This is a genomic window from Streptomyces sp. NPDC058086 (assembly GCF_042885015.1).
GTDB lineage: Bacteria > Actinomycetota > Actinomycetes > Streptomycetales > Streptomycetaceae > Streptomyces.
Map to the genome: position 1 here is coordinate 1 of NZ_JBHVST010000057.1, position 15,559 is coordinate 15,559.

A 15,559-nucleotide genomic window follows, 5' to 3' on the forward strand; every position below is an offset into this window, starting at 1 on the left:
CCCCTGGGGCACGGGGCTGCGCCCCGGCGCCCCTTCAGGGGCGCGGGGAACTGCGCGATCAGCCCCCACCGGCCGTCAGCCGGACAACACACCCGGGGTCCGGGGCGTAGCCCCGGGGATGGGACGGGTAGGGGCGGCGGGGGCGAGAAACCACTACCGTTGAGCGGATGAGCACAGAGGAGCACCCCACGCCGGACCGCGCCCCGCAGGGCACCGCTCCGCGCTCCCTCGCGGAAGCCCTCCGCGCCCGGGACGACGCCTCCCTGTCGACCCTCCTCCGCACCCGCCCCGACCTCATCACCCCCGTCCCCACGGACCTCACCCAGCTCGCCACCCGCGCCGGCACCCGCGCTTCGGTGGTTCGCGCCCTGGAGCGCCTGGACCGGTTCGCGCTCCAGACCGCGGAGGCCCTCGCCGTCGCGTCGGACCCGGCGACGTACGACGAACTGCTCGCGCTGCTGGCGGGCGACGACAACGACCCGGCGGTCACGGCGGCGTTCCCGCGCGCTGTGGGGACGCTGCGCGAGCAGGCCCTGGTGTGGGGCCCCGCCGACCGCCTGCGCCTCGTACGGACGGCGCGCGAGCTGCTCACGCCGTCCCCCCAGCACCCGTCCCCCACCGGCCTTGGACCGACCGTCGCCGAGGCCACGGCCGGGATGTCCCCTGGGCGTATTCAGGAGATCGTGGCCGAGGCCGGGCTGACGACCACCCACGACTCCGTCTCCGCCGTCGCTTCGCTCACCGGACTGTTCACCGACCGGGCGCGGATGTCGGCGCTCCTCGACACCGCCCCGGCCGAGGCGGTGGACGTGCTGTCCCGGCTGGTGTGGGGGCCGCCGTACGGCCAGGTGACCGCCGACCCGGCTCGCCATCTGCGCTGGCTGATCGACCGCGGCCTGCTGCTGCCGACGGCGCCCGGCACGGTCGTACTGCCCCGGGAGGTCGCCCTGCATCTGCGGGCGGGCCGCGCGCACCGGGCGACGGAACCGGTGGCCCCGGCGGTCGAGGCCATGCGGACGCACCGTCCACAGGTTGTGGACAGTGCGGCGGCGGGCCAGGCGTACACGGCACTCGCCACCGTCGAGGAGCTGCTGAAGGACTGGCACGAGGGCGGGCCCGCCGTACTGCGTGCCGGTGGGCTCAGCGTCCGGGACCTGAAGCGGACGGCGGTGGCGCTGGACGTCGCGGAGCCGGTCGCCGCGTTCTGGGTCGAGCTCGCCTACGCGGCGGGGCTGCTGGCCTCGGACGGGGAGGCCGACGAGCGGTACGCGGCCACCCCCGCCTATGACGAGTGGCTGGAGAGGCCCGCCGCCGAACGGTGGGCCACGCTCGCCTCGGCATGGCTGGCCGCGACCCGTACGGCGGGCCTGATCGGCGGACGGGACACGAAGGACCGTACGTTGTCGGCGTTGGGCCCCGGCCTCGACCGCTCGGCGGCCCCCGAGGTCCGCCACCGCGTCCTCGCCCTCCTCGCCACCCTGCCCGAGGGCGCCGCCGCCACCCCGGAGTCGGTCCTCGCCCACCTCCAGTGGGAGCGTCCGCTGCGAGGGGACCGGAGCACGGCCGAGGATCTGCGGGCCCGGCTCGCCCGGTGGACGCTGTCCGAGTCGGAGCTGCTGGGAGTCACCGGCCGGGGCGCCCTCTCGGCGCAGGGGCGGGCGCTGCTGGGGCTGCCGGCGGCGAGCGTGCGGGAGACCGCGGCGCGCGCTCCGTCCGGCCCCGGCGACAAGCTCCCCGCCCACAAGCACCACCGCCCCGCCGTCGAAGCCCCCCTCTCCGAAACCCCGCACTCCCCCGCCGAGCAGGCCGCTGCCGCCGCCCACGCCGCCCGGCTCCTCGCCCCGCTGCTGCCCGAGCCCCTGGACCACGTCCTCCTCCAGGCGGACCTGACCGCCGTCGCCCCCGGCCCGCTGGAGCGTCCCCTCGCCGACACGCTCGGCGTGCTCGCGGACGTCGAGTCGAAGGGCGGGGCGACGGTCTACCGCTTCACCCCCGGGTCGGTACGGCGGGCCCTGGACGCGGGCCGGTCGGCCTCGGACCTGCACGCGTTCCTCGCGGCCCACTCCCGCACGCCCGTCCCGCAGCCGCTCGCCTATCTGATCGACGACGTGGCACGCAGGCACGGCCATCTACGGATCGGGGCGGCCTCGGCGTACGTCCGCTGCGACGACGACGCGCTGCTGAGCGAGATCCTCGCCGACAAGCGCTCGCAGGGACTGCGGCTGCGCCGCCTCGCGCCCACCGTGCTCGCCGCCCAGGCCGACCCGGCGGCCCTGCTGGAGGGCCTGCGCTCCATGGGCTTCGCGCCCGCCGCGGAGTCCGCCGAGGGTGATGTGCTGATCACCCGCGCCCACGCCCACCGCACCCCGCCGCGCTCCGCCCCCGTGCCGGTCCCGGAGGGCCCGCCGGTGCCCGACGCCACGCTCCTCGGTGCCGCGGTCCGCGCCATCCGCGCCGGTGACCTGGCCTCCACGACCCCGCGCAAGGACACGCAGGCAGAGGCCCCGGGCAACGGTGAGCTGCCGCGCACCAGCTCCGCCGAGACCCTCGCCACCATGCAGGCCGCCGTCATGACCGGTGAGGCGGTGTGGATCGGGTACGTGAACGCCGAGGGCGCCGCCAGCCAGCGCGTGATCGCCCCGATCCGGGTGGAGGGCGGCTTCGTGACGGCGTACGACCACACCGCGGACGAGGTCCGCACCTATCCGTTGCACCGCGTGACGGGGGTCGCCGAGCTCGCCGACGACCAGCCGTGATCATCGCCCCTTGAGGCACACTGGACGTTTGGCCGGTCATCCGCGCGGGGTGACGGCACGCAGAAAGGGACGGGTGTGAACGGACCCCTCATCGTCCAGAGCGACAAGACCCTGCTCCTGGAAGTCGACCACGAGCAGGCCGACGCCTGCCGTCGGGCCATCGCGCCGTTCGCCGAGCTGGAGCGGGCGCCCGAGCACATCCACACCTACCGGGTGACGCCGCTCGGCCTGTGGAACGCGCGCGCCGCGGGCCACGACGCCGAGCAGGTCGTCGACGCGCTCGTCGAGTTCAGCCGCTACCCCGTACCGCACGCCCTGCTCGTCGACATCGCCGAGACGATGGACCGCTACGGGCGTCTCACCCTCAGCAAGCACCCGGCCCACGGGCTGGTCCTGACCACCACCGACCGGCCCGTCCTGGAGGAGATCCTGCGGTCGAAGCGGATCATCCCGCTCGTCGGCAACCGGATCGACCCGGACACCGTGGCCGTGCACCCCTCCGAGCGCGGGCAGATCAAGCAGACGCTGCTGAGGCTGGGCTGGCCGGCCGAGGACCTCGCCGGATACGTCGACGGGGAGGCGCACCCGATCGAGCTGGCGGAGGACGGCTGGGCACTGCGGCCGTACCAGAAGCAGGCCGTGGAGAACTTCTGGCACGGCGGGTCGGGCGTTGTCGTCCTGCCCTGTGGAGCAGGGAAGACGCTCGTCGGCGCCGGGTCCATGGCGCAGGCCAAGGCCACCACCCTCATCCTCGTCACCAACACCGTCTCCGCCCGGCAGTGGAAGCACGAGCTGGTGAAGCGGACCTCGCTGACCGAGGACGAGATCGGCGAGTACAGCGGGACGAGGAAGGAGATCCGCCCGGTCACCATCGCCACCTACCAGGTGCTGACGACCAAGCGGAAGGGCGTCTATCCCCACCTGGAGCTCTTCGACTCCCGGGACTGGGGACTCATCGTCTACGACGAGGTGCACCTGCTGCCCGCGCCCGTCTTCAAGTTCACGGCCGATCTCCAGGCGCGGCGGCGCCTGGGCCTGACCGCGACCCTGGTCCGCGAGGACGGGCGCGAGTCGGACGTCTTCTCGCTCATCGGGCCCAAGCGGTTCGACGCGCCCTGGAAGGAGATCGAGGCGCAGGGGTACATCGCGCCCGCCGACTGTGTCGAGGTCCGCGTCAACCTCACCGACGCCGAGCGGCTCGCGTACGCGACCGCCGAGACCGAGGAGAAGTACCGCTTCTGCGCGACGACCGCGACCAAGCGGAAGGTGACCGAGGCGCTGGTACGGAAGTTCGCGGGGCAGCAGATCCTCGTGATCGGCCAGTACATCGACCAACTCGACGAGCTGGGCGAGCACTTGAACGCGCCCGTCATCAAGGGCGAGACCAGCAACGCGCAGCGGGAGAAGCTGTTCGACGCCTTCCGGGAGGGCGAGATCAGCGTGCTCGTCGTGTCGAAGGTCGCCAACTTCTCCATCGACCTGCCGGAGGCGACCGTCGCCATCCAGGTGTCGGGCACCTTCGGCTCGCGCCAGGAGGAGGCCCAGCGCCTTGGCCGCGTGCTGCGCCCGAAGGCCGACGGTCACCAGGCGCACTTCTACTCCGTCGTCGCCCGCGACACCATCGACCAGGACTTCGCCGCGCATCGGCAGCGGTTCCTGGCGGAGCAGGGGTACGCCTACCGGATCGTCGACGCCGACGAACTCCTGGCCGACAACTGAACCAGCAGTACCAACCCCAGCAGGGGGTACGGCGAGGCGAACGGCTGCTGCCACCAGGGTAGATGGAGGTCCAGATCGCCCTGGTGCGGGACCAGCCAGAGGGTGCGGGCCGCGAACACCGCGGCGGTGGCGGCGGCCGGGCGCGGGCCGTGTTCGGCGTACAGCACGGCGATCAGCGGGACGCACCACACCCAGTGGTGCGACCAGCTGATGGGCGAGATCAGCAGGGCCGTGAGGGCGGTGACCAGGACGCCCTGACGGTCGGTGCGCGCGCGGCGGGCCAGCCACAGTCCCGCCGACGCGACGGCCAGCGCGGGCACGGCCCACAGCGGACCCGGTGCCGGGTCCCCCAGCATCCGGGCGATCAGCCCCTGAAGCGACTGGTTGTCGACGATCCACACCTTGCCGACGCGGCCGGTCTCGTAGAGCCGCCGGGTCCAGAAGTCGACGCTCGCGGCGGGAAGAGCGAGCGTTCCCAGGAGCACGGTCCCGGCGAAGGCCGCCAGGGCGGTGGCCGCTTCCCGTCGCCGGCCCCTGAGCAGCAGATACGCCACGAAGACGGCGGGGGTCAGTTTCACCCCGGCCGCGATGCCGAGGGCGATGCCCTTGCCCGGGGCGCCGGGCGGCCGTGTCAGGTCCCAGAGGATCAGGCAGGCGACGGCGAGGTTGATCTGGCCGAAGAGCACGGTCTGGAAGACGGGTTCGAGCCACAGGGCGAGCGCGGTGGCGGCGCAGAGCGCGGGCAGCCGTGTCGGCAGGCCCGCGAGACGGCAGGAGAGCCGGACCAGCACGGCCAGCAGGGCCACGTTCCCAGCGACGAAGGCCGCCTTGAGGACGGCCGGCGGGAGCCAGGCCAGCGGGACGAAGAGGACCGCCGCGAAGGGCGGATACGTGGCGGGCAGATGCCACTCGGTGACGGTGAACCCGTAGAGATCCGTGCCGTGGACGACGGCCGCACCCTCGGCCCGGTAGACGAGCGCGTCGGCCATGGGGGTGCGCCGGAGCAGACACAGCGCGGCGAACGCGGCGAGGGAAGTGGCAAGCAGAAGGAAGGGAAGAAGCGACGCGGGGAAGCGGGAGCCGGAGAGGCGGAAGACGGAGAAACGGGGGACGGAGAACGGGAGAACTTCGTCGAGTGAGCGATCGGTCACGTTCCGCTGAAGCACGGAGTGACCCTAGTGCCGGGACAGTTCAACCCGGCGAACGGCTCACCGGCGTCGCACGCCCGCCTCCTCCTCGTACTCGCCGAGGAGCACCACGCCGAACGCCGCGCCCACGTAGACCTTGACGGCGCGCAGGGCGTCGCCGACACGGTGGCGGTGGTGGGCGACGGAGAAGGCGGTCGCGCCACGAGCGGCGGGACCGTGCCGGGAAGGGCCTGGGGTGAAGGTTGCTGCGCTCATGTATCCATGATGGAATGCGCGACCCCAAATGGCGTCGGCCTATGGACCGAACCTCGGCGGCCCCTCGTACGCCTCCAGGCCTCTGCGTGTACGCCTCACGACGGACGGCGACCCCTAGGGATATGGGGGTCACATCCCTGATGCCGCGTATGACGCCGCGAGCGACGCGGCGAACGACGCGGCGAACGACGCCGCGGAAAAGGGTTGGCCCGGACCTCCTGCCCTGACCTAGAATCTCCGCTCTTGCCCGCCTCCCTCGACGGAGTGCCGCCGCCCGGACGGAAACCGGACGGCATCCAACGGCTCGACCGCCGTACCCACTCACACGCAGCAGGTCTTCCGGAGGCACCACGTTGTCCACTCCACCCGCCCAGGACCCCCTCTCCCGCGAGCGCGCCCACCTCGGCGAGTCCCGCGCGGCACTGCGCGCGATGCGCGAGGACGTGGAGAACCTCGACATCGCAGACGTCACCGCGAACTGGGTGAACGCCGCGGTCCTCCAGCACCAGATCGACGAGCGGATCAAGGCCCTCGCCGACCTCAGCCACACCCCGCTGTTCTTCGGCCGCCTCGACTATCTGCACGCACCTGGCGCCGACAAGGCGGAGGGCGCGGAGGGCGAGCGTTTCTACATCGGGCGCCGGCATGTGCACGACGCCGATGGCGACCCGATGGTCATCGACTGGCGCGCCCCGGTGTCGCAGCCGTTCTACCGGGCCTCGAAGAAGGACCCGATGGACGTCGGACTGCGCCGCCGCTTCGGGTACACCGGCGGCGACCTCACGGCGTACGAGGACGAGCACCTGTCCGACCCCTCCGAGGCCGCGGCGACCAGCAAGCTGCTCCAGCAGGAGATCGAGCGCCCGCGCGTCGGCCCGATGCGGGACATCGTGGCGACCATCCAGCCGGAGCAGGACGAGATCGTACGGTCGGGTCTTGCGGGCTCCGTCTGCGTGCAGGGCGGCCCCGGCACCGGAAAGACGGCCGTCGGCCTGCACCGCGTCGCCTACCTCCTCTACGCCCACCGGGAGCGGCTGGCCCGCACCGGCACCCTGGTCATCGGGCCGAACAAGTCCTTCCTGCACTACATCGAGCAGGTGCTGCCCGCGCTGGGCGAGCTCGAGGTCAAGCAGGCGACCGTCGACGACCTCGTCGCGCATGTGGAGGTACGCGGAACGGACGACGCGACCGCCGCCGTCGTCAAGGGCGACGCCCGGATGGCCGAGGTGCTGCGCCGGGCCGTCCGCTCGCATGTGACACTCCCGACCGAGGGCGTCGTGGTCGTGCGCGGCTCGCGGCGCTGGCGCGTCCCGGCGTACGAACTCGAGACGATCGTCGGGGAGTTGCTGGACCGCGACATCCGCTACGGCGCCGCCCGCGAGGCCCTTCCGCAGCGGATCGCGCACGCCGTGCTGGTCCAGATGGAGCGCTCGGGCGAGGCACCGGACGACCGGGTGCAGGACGCCGTGGCCCGCAACACCGCGGTGAAGGCGGCCGTCAAGGCGATCTGGCCGCCGGTCGACCCCGCCAGACTGGTCCTGCGGCTGCTCACCGACGTGGACTTCCTCGCCGTCCACGCGGAGGGGCTCCTCGACGAGGACGAGCAGAAGGAGATCCTCTGGGCGAAGCCGGTGCGGTCGGTGAAGTCGGCCAAGTGGTCGCCCGCCGACGCCGTGCTGATCGACGAGGCCACCGATCTCGTCCAGCGCACCCACTCCCTCGGCCATGTCGTGCTCGACGAGGCGCAGGATCTGTCGCCGATGCAGTACCGGGCGGTGGGGCGGCGCTGCACAACGGGTTCGGCGACCGTGCTCGGTGATCTCGCACAGGGCACGACCCCCTGGGCGACGCGGAGTTGGGACGAGGCGCTCGCCCACCTCGGCAAGGGGGAAGCGGTGATCGAGGAGCTGACCGCCGGTTTCCGCGTCCCCACCGACGTCATCACCTACGCCTCCCGACTGCTGCCGCACATCGCGCCGGGCCTGACCCCGGTGGCGTCGGTCCGTGAGAACCCCGGTTTCTTCGAGGTGCGCCCGACGACCGCCGACGAGCAGGTCATCGGCGCCTGCGAGGAGTTGCTGCGCAACGAGGGCTCGATCGGCCTCATCGCCGCCGACGCCCGGATCCCGGCGCTGACCGAGGCGCTGACGGCGGCGGGCCTGACGTACCTGGGCCCCGGCGAGGAGACGACGGCACAGACCCGCCTCACCCTCGTCCCCGCCTCCCTCGCCAAGGGCCTGGAGTACGACTACGTGGTCCTGGACGAGCCGCAGGCCGTGGTCGACGGCGAACCGGACGAGCGGACCGGCCTGCGCCGCCTGTATGTGGCCCTGACCCGGGCGGTCTCGGGCCTGACCGTCACCCACGCGGCTCCACTGCCGCAGCAACTGGGGTAGGACCTGGCCCAGCCGGGCGGGCCCTTCGACGGCGGCGCCGCGCACGCATGCGGCCGGGTGGTTCATGCCGCTGCCGGCCGTTACACGTCCAGGGCCTGCCGCCACTCCCGTACAGCCGCCACCGCCACCGGGCCGTTCCACCCGTCGGGCCGAGCCGCCCCGCCGATGTGGAAGGCGTCGATCCCCGCGGCCCGCAGCCGGGGAACGTGATCGAGACGCAGCCCGCCGCCCACCATGATCCGGGGCTCGTAACCGGGTTCGGTGCGGCGGGTGGCCTCGGCGAGGAGGGTCGGGAACCCGTCGTCCACGCCGTCCGGGGAACCCGCCGTGAGGTACGCGTCCAGGCCCGGCAGGTCCGCGAGCTGCTTGCGCAGGGAGTCGCGGTCGGCGGCGCGGTCGATCGCGCGGTGGAACGTCCAGGGGCAGCCGTCCAGTTCGGCGACGATCCGCTCCACGGCGGACAGGTCGGGGCCGCCGTGCTCGTCGAGGAACCCGAGCACGAACTCGTCCGCTCCGGCGGCCCGCATCTCCCCCGCGAGACGTACGAGCGCGTCGACGCCCTCGGCGCCGCCCGCCGCGAAGCCGTCCGCCCGCCTCAGCATCACGCGCAGCGAGATGTCGACGGCGGCGCGGATCCCGACGAAGGTCTCCACCGCCGGGGTGAGCCCGTCGGCGGCCATGTCGGTGACCAACTCCAGCCGGTCGGCGCCTCCCGCCTGGGCGGCGACCGCGTCCTCCACGCCGAGGGCGATCACCTCCAGAACTGCACGCTTGCGCTCGCTCATGGGGCCTCTTCCTCTGGGGCGGCTACAGGTCTAGTCCAATCCCAGCGTACGCCGCGCCCGCCGACCACCGCGAGAAGGCCTCGCCGTTTACCGGGGCACACCATCGGGGCTTCGCCCCGAAACCCCGTCCACTCGGATTCGTTCGCCTGCGGGCGGGTGGGGGCCGATCGCGCAGTTCCCCGCGCCCCCAGGACGGGGCTCCGCCCCGAAACCCCGGCCACCCGGAATCGCTCGCCTGCGGGCGAGTGGGGGCCGATCGCACAGTTCCCCGCGCCCCCAGGACGGGGCTCCGCCCCGAAACCCCGGCCACCCGGAATCGCTCGCCTGCGGGCGAGTGGGGGCCGATCGCGCAGTTCCCCGCACCCCCAAGGCGGGGCTCCGCCCCGAAACCCCGGCCACCCGGAATCGCTCGCCTGCGGACGGGCGGGGGCCGATCGCGCAGTTCCCCACGCCCCCAAGGCGGGGCTCCGCCCCGAAACCCCGGCCGTCCGGGGGGGGTGTGCTTGGGCTGCGGGACGGTGGGGGCTGGGCGCGCAGTTGCCCGCGCCCCTGGAAGCCCCGGGTCCGGGGGCGAGGGAAGGTTGCCCTCCGCGCTAGGGCCCAAGGAACGCAAGCGGGAGAATCGACGCATGCCCGACCTCGACGCGCTGCGCACCCGCTGGTCCCATGCCCTCGACGGCGCCCGCTCCCCCGGCGGCCCCGACCCGGCCCCGTACGCGGACAACCTCCTCACCCGCTGGCAGGAGCCACAGCGCCGCTACCACACGGTCGCGCACCTCACCGCGGTCCTCGACCACATCGACGTACTGGCGGAGTACGCGGACGACCCCGCCCTCGTCCGCCTCGCCGCCTGGTTCCACGACGCCGTCTACCTCCCCGACCGCTCCGAGAACGAGGAACGCTCCGCCCGCCTCGCCGAACGCGCCCTCCCGGAACTCGACATCGACGAGTCCCACACGGCGGAGGTCGCCCGCCTGGTCCGGCTCACCGTCACCCACGCCCCGAGCGACGACGACCGCAACGGCCAGGTCCTCTGCGACGCCGACCTGGCGATCCTCGCCTCGCCCCCGGACACCTACGCCGCGTACACCGCCGCCGTCCGCGAGGAGTACGCCTTCGTCCCGGACGAGGCGTTCCGGGCGGGCCGGGCGGCCGTACTGCGTCAACTCCTCGACCTGCCACGGCTGTTCAGGACACCGTACGGAACACGGGAGTGGGAGGAGCGGGCCCGGGAGAACATCCGGCGCGAGCTCGCCCACCTCACCGAACCCACCCCGGGCTCACCCAACCCACCCCGGAAGGCCGCCGAGTGACCCGCCCCAGTGCGCCGTCCGGCCCCCGCATGCCCCTCGCCGTCTACATCCTCGCCCTCTCCGTCTTCGCCCTCGGGACCAGCGAGTTCATGCTCTCGGGGCTCCTGCCGCCCATCGCCGACGACATGGGTGTCACGATTCCGCAGGCGGGTCTGCTCATATCGGCGTTCGCCATAGGCATGGTCGTCGGGGCGCCGCTGCTGGCCGTGGCCACCCTCCGCCTCCCCCGCCGTACCACCCTCGTCTCGCTCATCGCCGTCTTCGGGTTCGGCCAGATCGCCGGCGCGCTCGCGCCGACGTACGCCGTGCTCTTCGCCTCCAGGATCGTCAGCGCCCTCGCCTGTGCGGGCTTCTGGGCGGTGGGCGCGGCGGTGGCGATCGCGATGGTCCCGGTGACGTCCCGGGCCCGCGCGCTCGCGGTGATGATCGGCGGGCTGTCGATCGCGAACGTGCTCGGGGTCCCGGCCGGTGCCTTCCTCGGCGAGCATCTCGGCTGGCGGTCCGCGTTCTGGGCCGTCGGCGCGGCCTCCGCGATCGCCCTGGTCGGGGTCGTCACCCTCATCCCGCGCATCCCGCTCCCCGACGAGAAGCCGCAGCTCAGGCGGGAAGTCACCATCTACCGTGACCCGCAGGTCCGGCTCACCGTCGCTGTCGTGATGCTCGCCGCGGGCGGGGTCTTCTGCACGTTCAGCTACCTCTCGCCGCTGCTCACGGATGTCGCGGGGCTCGACGACGGCTGGGTGCCGAGCGTGCTCGCGCTCTTCGGGGTCGGGGCGCTGATCGGTACGACGATCGGCGGGCGGGTCGCCGACGCGCACCTCTTCGGGGTGCTCCTCTCCGGTACCGCGGCCTCGACCACCGTCCTCGTGGCGCTCGCGCTCCTCGGGCAGTACGCGATAGCGGCCGTGGCTCTTTCCTTCCTCCTCGGCGTCACCTGCTTCTTCACCGCCCCGGCACTCAACGCCCGGCTCTTCAACGTCGCCGGGGCCGCCCCCACCCTGGCCGGTGCCACCACCACGGCCGCCTTCAATCTCGGCAACACCGGCGGCCCCTGGGTCGGCGGCACGGTCATCGACGCGGGTCTCGGCTACGCGGCGACGGCCTGGGCGGGCGCGGCCATGACGGTGACGGGCATGGGGGTGGCCGCGGTCTCGCTGCGCCTCCAGCGCCGTACCCGGGCCTCCCGTGTGGTGGTGTCCATGAACAAGAAGGCCGAAAAGGCCGACAGGACCAACAATCCAGTACGTAACGACGTCTGACCGCGCCTATCCTCAGCCGCATGCGATCCATGGGTGGGGACCAGGTGGAGGAAGCCGTCGCGGGCGCCGTCGCGCTGTTGCGGGCGGTGGCCGGGCGGGACTGGGACGGGGTCGGGGCGGGCCGTCTCGAGTGGAGTTGCCGAAAGACCGCCGAGCACATCGCGGACGATCTCCTCGCGTACGCGGGGCAGTTGGCGGGGCGGGCCACCACGGCGTATGTGCCCTTCGGGATCGTCCTGGACGACGGCACCGACAACGCGGGCGTGGTCGACGTGATCGAGACGACCGGTGCCCTGCTCGCCGCCGCCGTGCGCACGGCACCGCGCGAGGCGCGCGCCTTCCACCCGTATCCGTTCCGCAGCGCGAACCGCGAGGGCTTCGCCGCGATGGGTGTCACCGAGGTGCTGCTGCACACGCATGACATCGCGCAGGGTCTCGGGATCGCCTACGAGCCGCCGGCCGAGCTCTGCGCGGACGTACTCTCCCGGATCTTTCCGCACGTCAGGCCGGGGTCCGCCCCGTGGCCCACTCTGCTGTGGGCGACCGGCCGCGGCGAGTTGCCCGGCCGCGCCCCGCTCACCGAGTGGCGCTGGAGCAACAACCTGGTGATCGAGGCGGAACGGCTCACGCTCCAAGGAGTCACCCCGGCGGCCGCCGCCGATCTGCGCGCGGGTGGCACGGGCGGCTTCGAGTGGATCGAGGGCGGCCCCTTCGACGGCACGCGGGACGCCGCCGGGATGGTCATGAAGGCGTACGAGAGCGGGATGCACCGCCCGGAGTGGGGCATGTTCGTGCTCGTACGGAGCGAGGACGGCCGGGCGGTCGGCGCGATGGGCTTCCACGGCGCCCCCGACGAGGACGGCCGCGCGGAAGTCGGCTACGACCTCGCCGAGAACGCCCGCGGCCACGGCTACGCGACCGAGGCCCTGCGCACCCTCTCCGCCTGGGCCCTCGCCCGCGACGAGCTCGACATCCTCTTCGCGGCCATAGAGCGGACCAACGCTCCCTCCCAGCGGGTCATCGCGCGCGCCGGGTTCACTCGGGTGAGCGAGGACGAGGAGGAGTACGCGTACGAGTTGCGCGCGCTGGATCCGTCGCTGCGGGTGTACGCCCGTACGGACTGACCTCCGCCCACCGGGGTGGGCCGACCGGCCTCCTATCGGCCGGCGTACTTGCGCCGGCGCAGCCCCGCTCCGTACAGCAGCCGCACCACCTCGCGGCTGCTGACCTCCACCGCCCCGGCGCGCACGGCGTCCGCGTACCGGTGGGAGGGGAGGTCGTAGTGGTCGCGCTCGAAGGCGCGCGGGGGTAGCCCCAAGTCCGCCGCGAACAGGTGCAGTTCGTCGTACGAGACGTCGCTGACCAGGTGGGACCAGAGCCGCCCGTGGCCCGGCCAGACGGGTGGGTCGATGTAGACGGTCACGAGGACGGCGTCTCCCCGGTCGCCGACCCCAGGCACCCCACGGACGCGACCTTCACGCCCGCCTTGTGGCAGACCCAGTGCGGGTCGGGCCCGAGCTCCGGCTCGACGTCGAGGGCGTGCGGGTCGCCCGAGCCGCAGACCGGACACAGCGGCCACCGCCCGTACCGCTCCAGCAACGCGTCCTGTACGTCCTGGGCGACGAGCCCGGCCACATAGCCGACGCCCTCCGGCCACTGTTCGACCCACCATCGACGCTGCACCACCGAGTCCTCGACGAGCGAGACGACATCCGCCTCGGCGACCTCGCCCGCGACGAGATCGGCGAGAACGAGGGCGCGGGCCGCGTGCAGCGCCTGCTCCAAGGGGCTGACGGGACGGCTGGTGGGGTCCATGCACCCATTGTGCGCACCCTTGACCGCATACCCCAGCAGAAAATATCTTTCAGAAGTGACCCAAAACGTGAAGGAAATTTTCGCCGGTGAGGCTCCGCCCGCCCCGGCGGCCCTCGCGGCCAAGGTGCGGACGCTCGCCCCGTCGATGACCCGTTCCATGCAACGGGTCGCCGAGGCCGTCGCCGGCGACCCGGCCGGCTGCGCGGCCCTCACGGTCACCGGCCTCGCCGAGCTCACCGGCACCAGCGAGGCCACGGTCGTGCGCACCGCCCGCCTGCTGGGCTACCCCGGCTACCGCGACCTGCGCCTCGCGCTCGCCGGCCTCGCCGCCCAGCAGCAGTCGGGCCGCGCCCCCGCCGTCACCGCGGACATCGCGGTCGACGACCCCATCGCGGACGTCGTCGCGAAACTCGCGTACGACGAGCAGCAGACCCTCGCCGACACCGCGGCGGGGCTCGACACGGTCCAGCTGGGCGCGGCCGTCACCGCGCTCGCCGCCGCCCGCCGGATCGACATCTACGGCGTCGGCGCGTCCGGGCTTGTCGCCCAGGACCTGGCCCAGAAGCTGCTGCGCATCGGACTCATAGCCCACCCGCACAGCGATCCGCACCTCGCCGTCACCAACGCGGTGCAGCTGCGGGCCAAGGACGTGGCGATAGCGATCACCCACTCCGGCTCGACGGGCGACGTCATCGAGCCGCTGCGGGTCGCCTTCGAACGCGGGGCGACGACGGTCGCGATCACCGGCCGCCCGGACGGGCCCGTCACGCAGTACGCCGACCACATACTCACCACGTCCACGGCCCGCGAGAGCGAGCTGCGTCCCGCGGCGATGTCGTCGCGCACCAGCCAGTTGCTGGTGGTGGACTGTCTGTTCGTGGGGGTCGCCCAGCGGACGTACGAGACGGCGGCGCCGGCGTTGTCCGCGTCGTACGAGGCGCTCGCGCACCGCCACAGCCCTCGGCGCCGTATGCGCTAGCGCTCCGCGGGAAGCCGTGGCTGGATGTAGTTGCCGAGACTGGATGTAGTCGTCACGCTGCGAGCCCGTTGTGGCTGGTCGCGCCCACGCGGCGGAGCCGCAGATGTTCGCAGCCCCGCGCCCCTAAGGGGCGCGCCTTCACCACCCAGCACTGGAAAGAGCCGTTCGTCATGACCTTTTCCACCGCCGACGCCTCCTCCAACCACCACTCCCTGCGGGCCGAGTTGGAGACGTTGACCACTGAGGCGTTCCGTCCTGAGCTGTCCGAGATCGACCGGCTGTCGACGCTGGAGATCGCGAAGATCATGAATGCCGAGGACGCGACCGTGCCGACGGCCGTCGCGACCCAGCTGCCCCGTATCGCCGCCGCGATCGACGCCGTCGCCGAGCGCATGTCCCGCGGCGGCCGGCTGATCTACGCGGGCGCGGGCACCGCGGGCCGCCTCGGAGTGCTGGACGCCTCCGAGTGCCCGCCCACCTTCAACACCGACCCGTCCGAGGTCGTGGGCCTGATCGCGGGCGGCCCGAGCGCCATGGTCACCTCGGTCGAGGGCGCCGAGGACTCCAAGGAGCTGGCCGAGGCGGACCTGAAGGAGCTCTCCCTGACCCCCGACGACACGGTGGTCGGCGTCTCCGCCTCCGGCCGCACCCCGTACGCCGTCGGCGCGGTCGAACACGCCCGCGCGCGCGGCGCGTTGACGATCGGCCTGTCCTGCAACGCGCACAGCGCGCTGGCCGCCGCGTCCGAGCACGGCATCGAGATCGTCGTCGGGCCCGAGCTGCTGACCGGCTCCACCCGTCTCAAGGCGGGCACGGCACAGAAACTCGTCCTGAACATGCTCTCGACGATCACGATGATCCGTCTCGGCAAGACGTACGGGAACCTGATGGTCGACGTCCGCGCCTCGAACGAGAAGCTGCGGGCCCGCTCCCGCCGTATCGTCGCCCTCGCCACCGGTGCCTCGGACGAGGAGATCGAACAGGCCCTCACGGCCACCGACGGCGAGGTGAAGAACGCCATCCTCACCATCCTCGGCGGCGTGGACGGGCCCACCGCGGCCCGCCTTCTGGAGGAGAGCGACGGCCGTCTGCGCGCGGCGCTCGCCGCATCGAGGGGCTGACCAGCACCCTCGT

The 15,559-nt window shown here is 72.9% G+C and carries 13 protein-coding genes; 8 read left to right on the top strand and 5 right to left on the bottom strand.

Annotated elements, in window-relative coordinates; translation table 11 throughout:
• The first annotated feature begins 167 nt into the window (after positions 1 to 167).
• Both ACFVWD_RS34605 and ACFVWD_RS34610 read left to right on the top strand, forming a co-directional pair.
• Positions 168 to 2,756, top strand: a complete 2,589-nt coding sequence (locus ACFVWD_RS34605) for a helicase-associated domain-containing protein (RefSeq protein ID WP_389601871.1) — start codon at positions 168 to 170, stop codon at positions 2,754 to 2,756.
• Positions 2,757 to 2,831: 75 nt separating this feature from the next.
• The gene (locus ACFVWD_RS34610) at positions 2,832 to 4,475 is read left to right on the top strand and encodes a DNA repair helicase XPB (protein ID WP_389601873.1); all 1,644 of its coding nucleotides are present in this window, start codon (positions 2,832 to 2,834) and stop codon (positions 4,473 to 4,475) included.
• On the opposite strand, the gene ACFVWD_RS34615 is transcribed toward ACFVWD_RS34610, so the two are convergent.
• Both ACFVWD_RS34615 and ACFVWD_RS34620 read right to left on the bottom strand, forming a co-directional pair.
• Positions 4,433 to 5,521, bottom strand: coding sequence for a glycosyltransferase 87 family protein (locus ACFVWD_RS34615; RefSeq protein WP_389601957.1), 1,089 nt, complete (start codon positions 5,519 to 5,521; stop codon positions 4,433 to 4,435). The genes ACFVWD_RS34610 and ACFVWD_RS34615 overlap by 43 nt on opposite strands.
• Before the next feature lie 162 nt (positions 5,522 to 5,683).
• On the bottom strand, positions 5,684 to 5,878 hold the full coding sequence (locus ACFVWD_RS34620; RefSeq protein ID WP_389601875.1) for a hypothetical protein: 195 nt from the start codon (positions 5,876 to 5,878) through the stop codon (positions 5,684 to 5,686).
• A 431-nt stretch (positions 5,879 to 6,309) separates the two neighbouring features.
• Here ACFVWD_RS34620 and ACFVWD_RS34625 point away from each other — a divergent pair, with 431 nt between their 5' ends.
• On the top strand, positions 6,310 to 8,274 hold the full coding sequence (locus ACFVWD_RS34625) for a HelD family protein (protein ID WP_389601959.1): 1,965 nt from the start codon (positions 6,310 to 6,312) through the stop codon (positions 8,272 to 8,274).
• A gap of 80 nt (positions 8,275 to 8,354) precedes the next feature.
• Here ACFVWD_RS34625 and ACFVWD_RS34630 read toward each other — a convergent pair whose 3' ends face one another.
• The gene (locus ACFVWD_RS34630; protein ID WP_389601877.1) at positions 8,355 to 9,059 is read right to left on the bottom strand and encodes a copper homeostasis protein CutC; all 705 of its coding nucleotides are present in this window, start codon (positions 9,057 to 9,059) and stop codon (positions 8,355 to 8,357) included.
• Between the two features lie 629 nt (positions 9,060 to 9,688).
• On the opposite strand from ACFVWD_RS34630, the gene ACFVWD_RS34635 reads away from it, so the two are divergent.
• The 3 genes from ACFVWD_RS34635 to ACFVWD_RS34645 are packed head-to-tail and all read left to right on the top strand — an operon-like array spanning position 9,689 to position 12,755.
• Complete coding sequence (locus ACFVWD_RS34635) at positions 9,689 to 10,372, top strand: hypothetical protein (RefSeq protein WP_389601878.1); 684 nt, start codon at positions 9,689 to 9,691, stop codon at positions 10,370 to 10,372.
• A 29-nt stretch (positions 10,373 to 10,401) separates the two neighbouring features.
• On the top strand, positions 10,402 to 11,631 hold the full coding sequence (locus tag ACFVWD_RS34640; RefSeq protein ID WP_389601961.1) for a Cmx/CmrA family chloramphenicol efflux MFS transporter: 1,230 nt from the start codon (positions 10,402 to 10,404) through the stop codon (positions 11,629 to 11,631).
• A gap of 20 nt (positions 11,632 to 11,651) precedes the next feature.
• Positions 11,652 to 12,755, top strand: a complete 1,104-nt coding sequence (locus tag ACFVWD_RS34645) for a GNAT family N-acetyltransferase (RefSeq protein ID WP_389601880.1) — start codon at positions 11,652 to 11,654, stop codon at positions 12,753 to 12,755.
• Positions 12,756 to 12,787: 32 nt separating this feature from the next.
• Here ACFVWD_RS34645 and ACFVWD_RS34650 read toward each other — a convergent pair whose 3' ends face one another.
• Together ACFVWD_RS34650 and ACFVWD_RS34655 are read right to left on the bottom strand one after the other, a co-directional pair.
• On the bottom strand, positions 12,788 to 13,054 hold the full coding sequence (locus tag ACFVWD_RS34650) for a DUF4031 domain-containing protein (RefSeq protein WP_389601882.1): 267 nt from the start codon (positions 13,052 to 13,054) through the stop codon (positions 12,788 to 12,790).
• Positions 13,051 to 13,446: a hypothetical protein gene (locus tag ACFVWD_RS34655; protein ID WP_097225523.1), complete on the bottom strand. Its 396-nt coding sequence runs from the start codon at positions 13,444 to 13,446 to the stop codon at positions 13,051 to 13,053. Before ACFVWD_RS34655 ends, ACFVWD_RS34650 begins: the two co-directional genes overlap by 4 nt.
• Before the next feature lie 55 nt (positions 13,447 to 13,501).
• Here ACFVWD_RS34655 and ACFVWD_RS34660 point away from each other — a divergent pair, with 55 nt between their 5' ends.
• Together ACFVWD_RS34660 and murQ are read left to right on the top strand one after the other, a co-directional pair.
• Entirely contained in the window at positions 13,502 to 14,425 is a 924-nt protein-coding gene (locus ACFVWD_RS34660) for a MurR/RpiR family transcriptional regulator (protein WP_389601884.1), read from the top strand.
• Positions 14,426 to 14,595: 170 nt separating this feature from the next.
• Positions 14,596 to 15,546, top strand: a complete 951-nt coding sequence (murQ, locus tag ACFVWD_RS34665) for an N-acetylmuramic acid 6-phosphate etherase (protein WP_389601886.1) — start codon at positions 14,596 to 14,598, stop codon at positions 15,544 to 15,546.
• Positions 15,547 to 15,559: the final 13 nt, after the last annotated feature.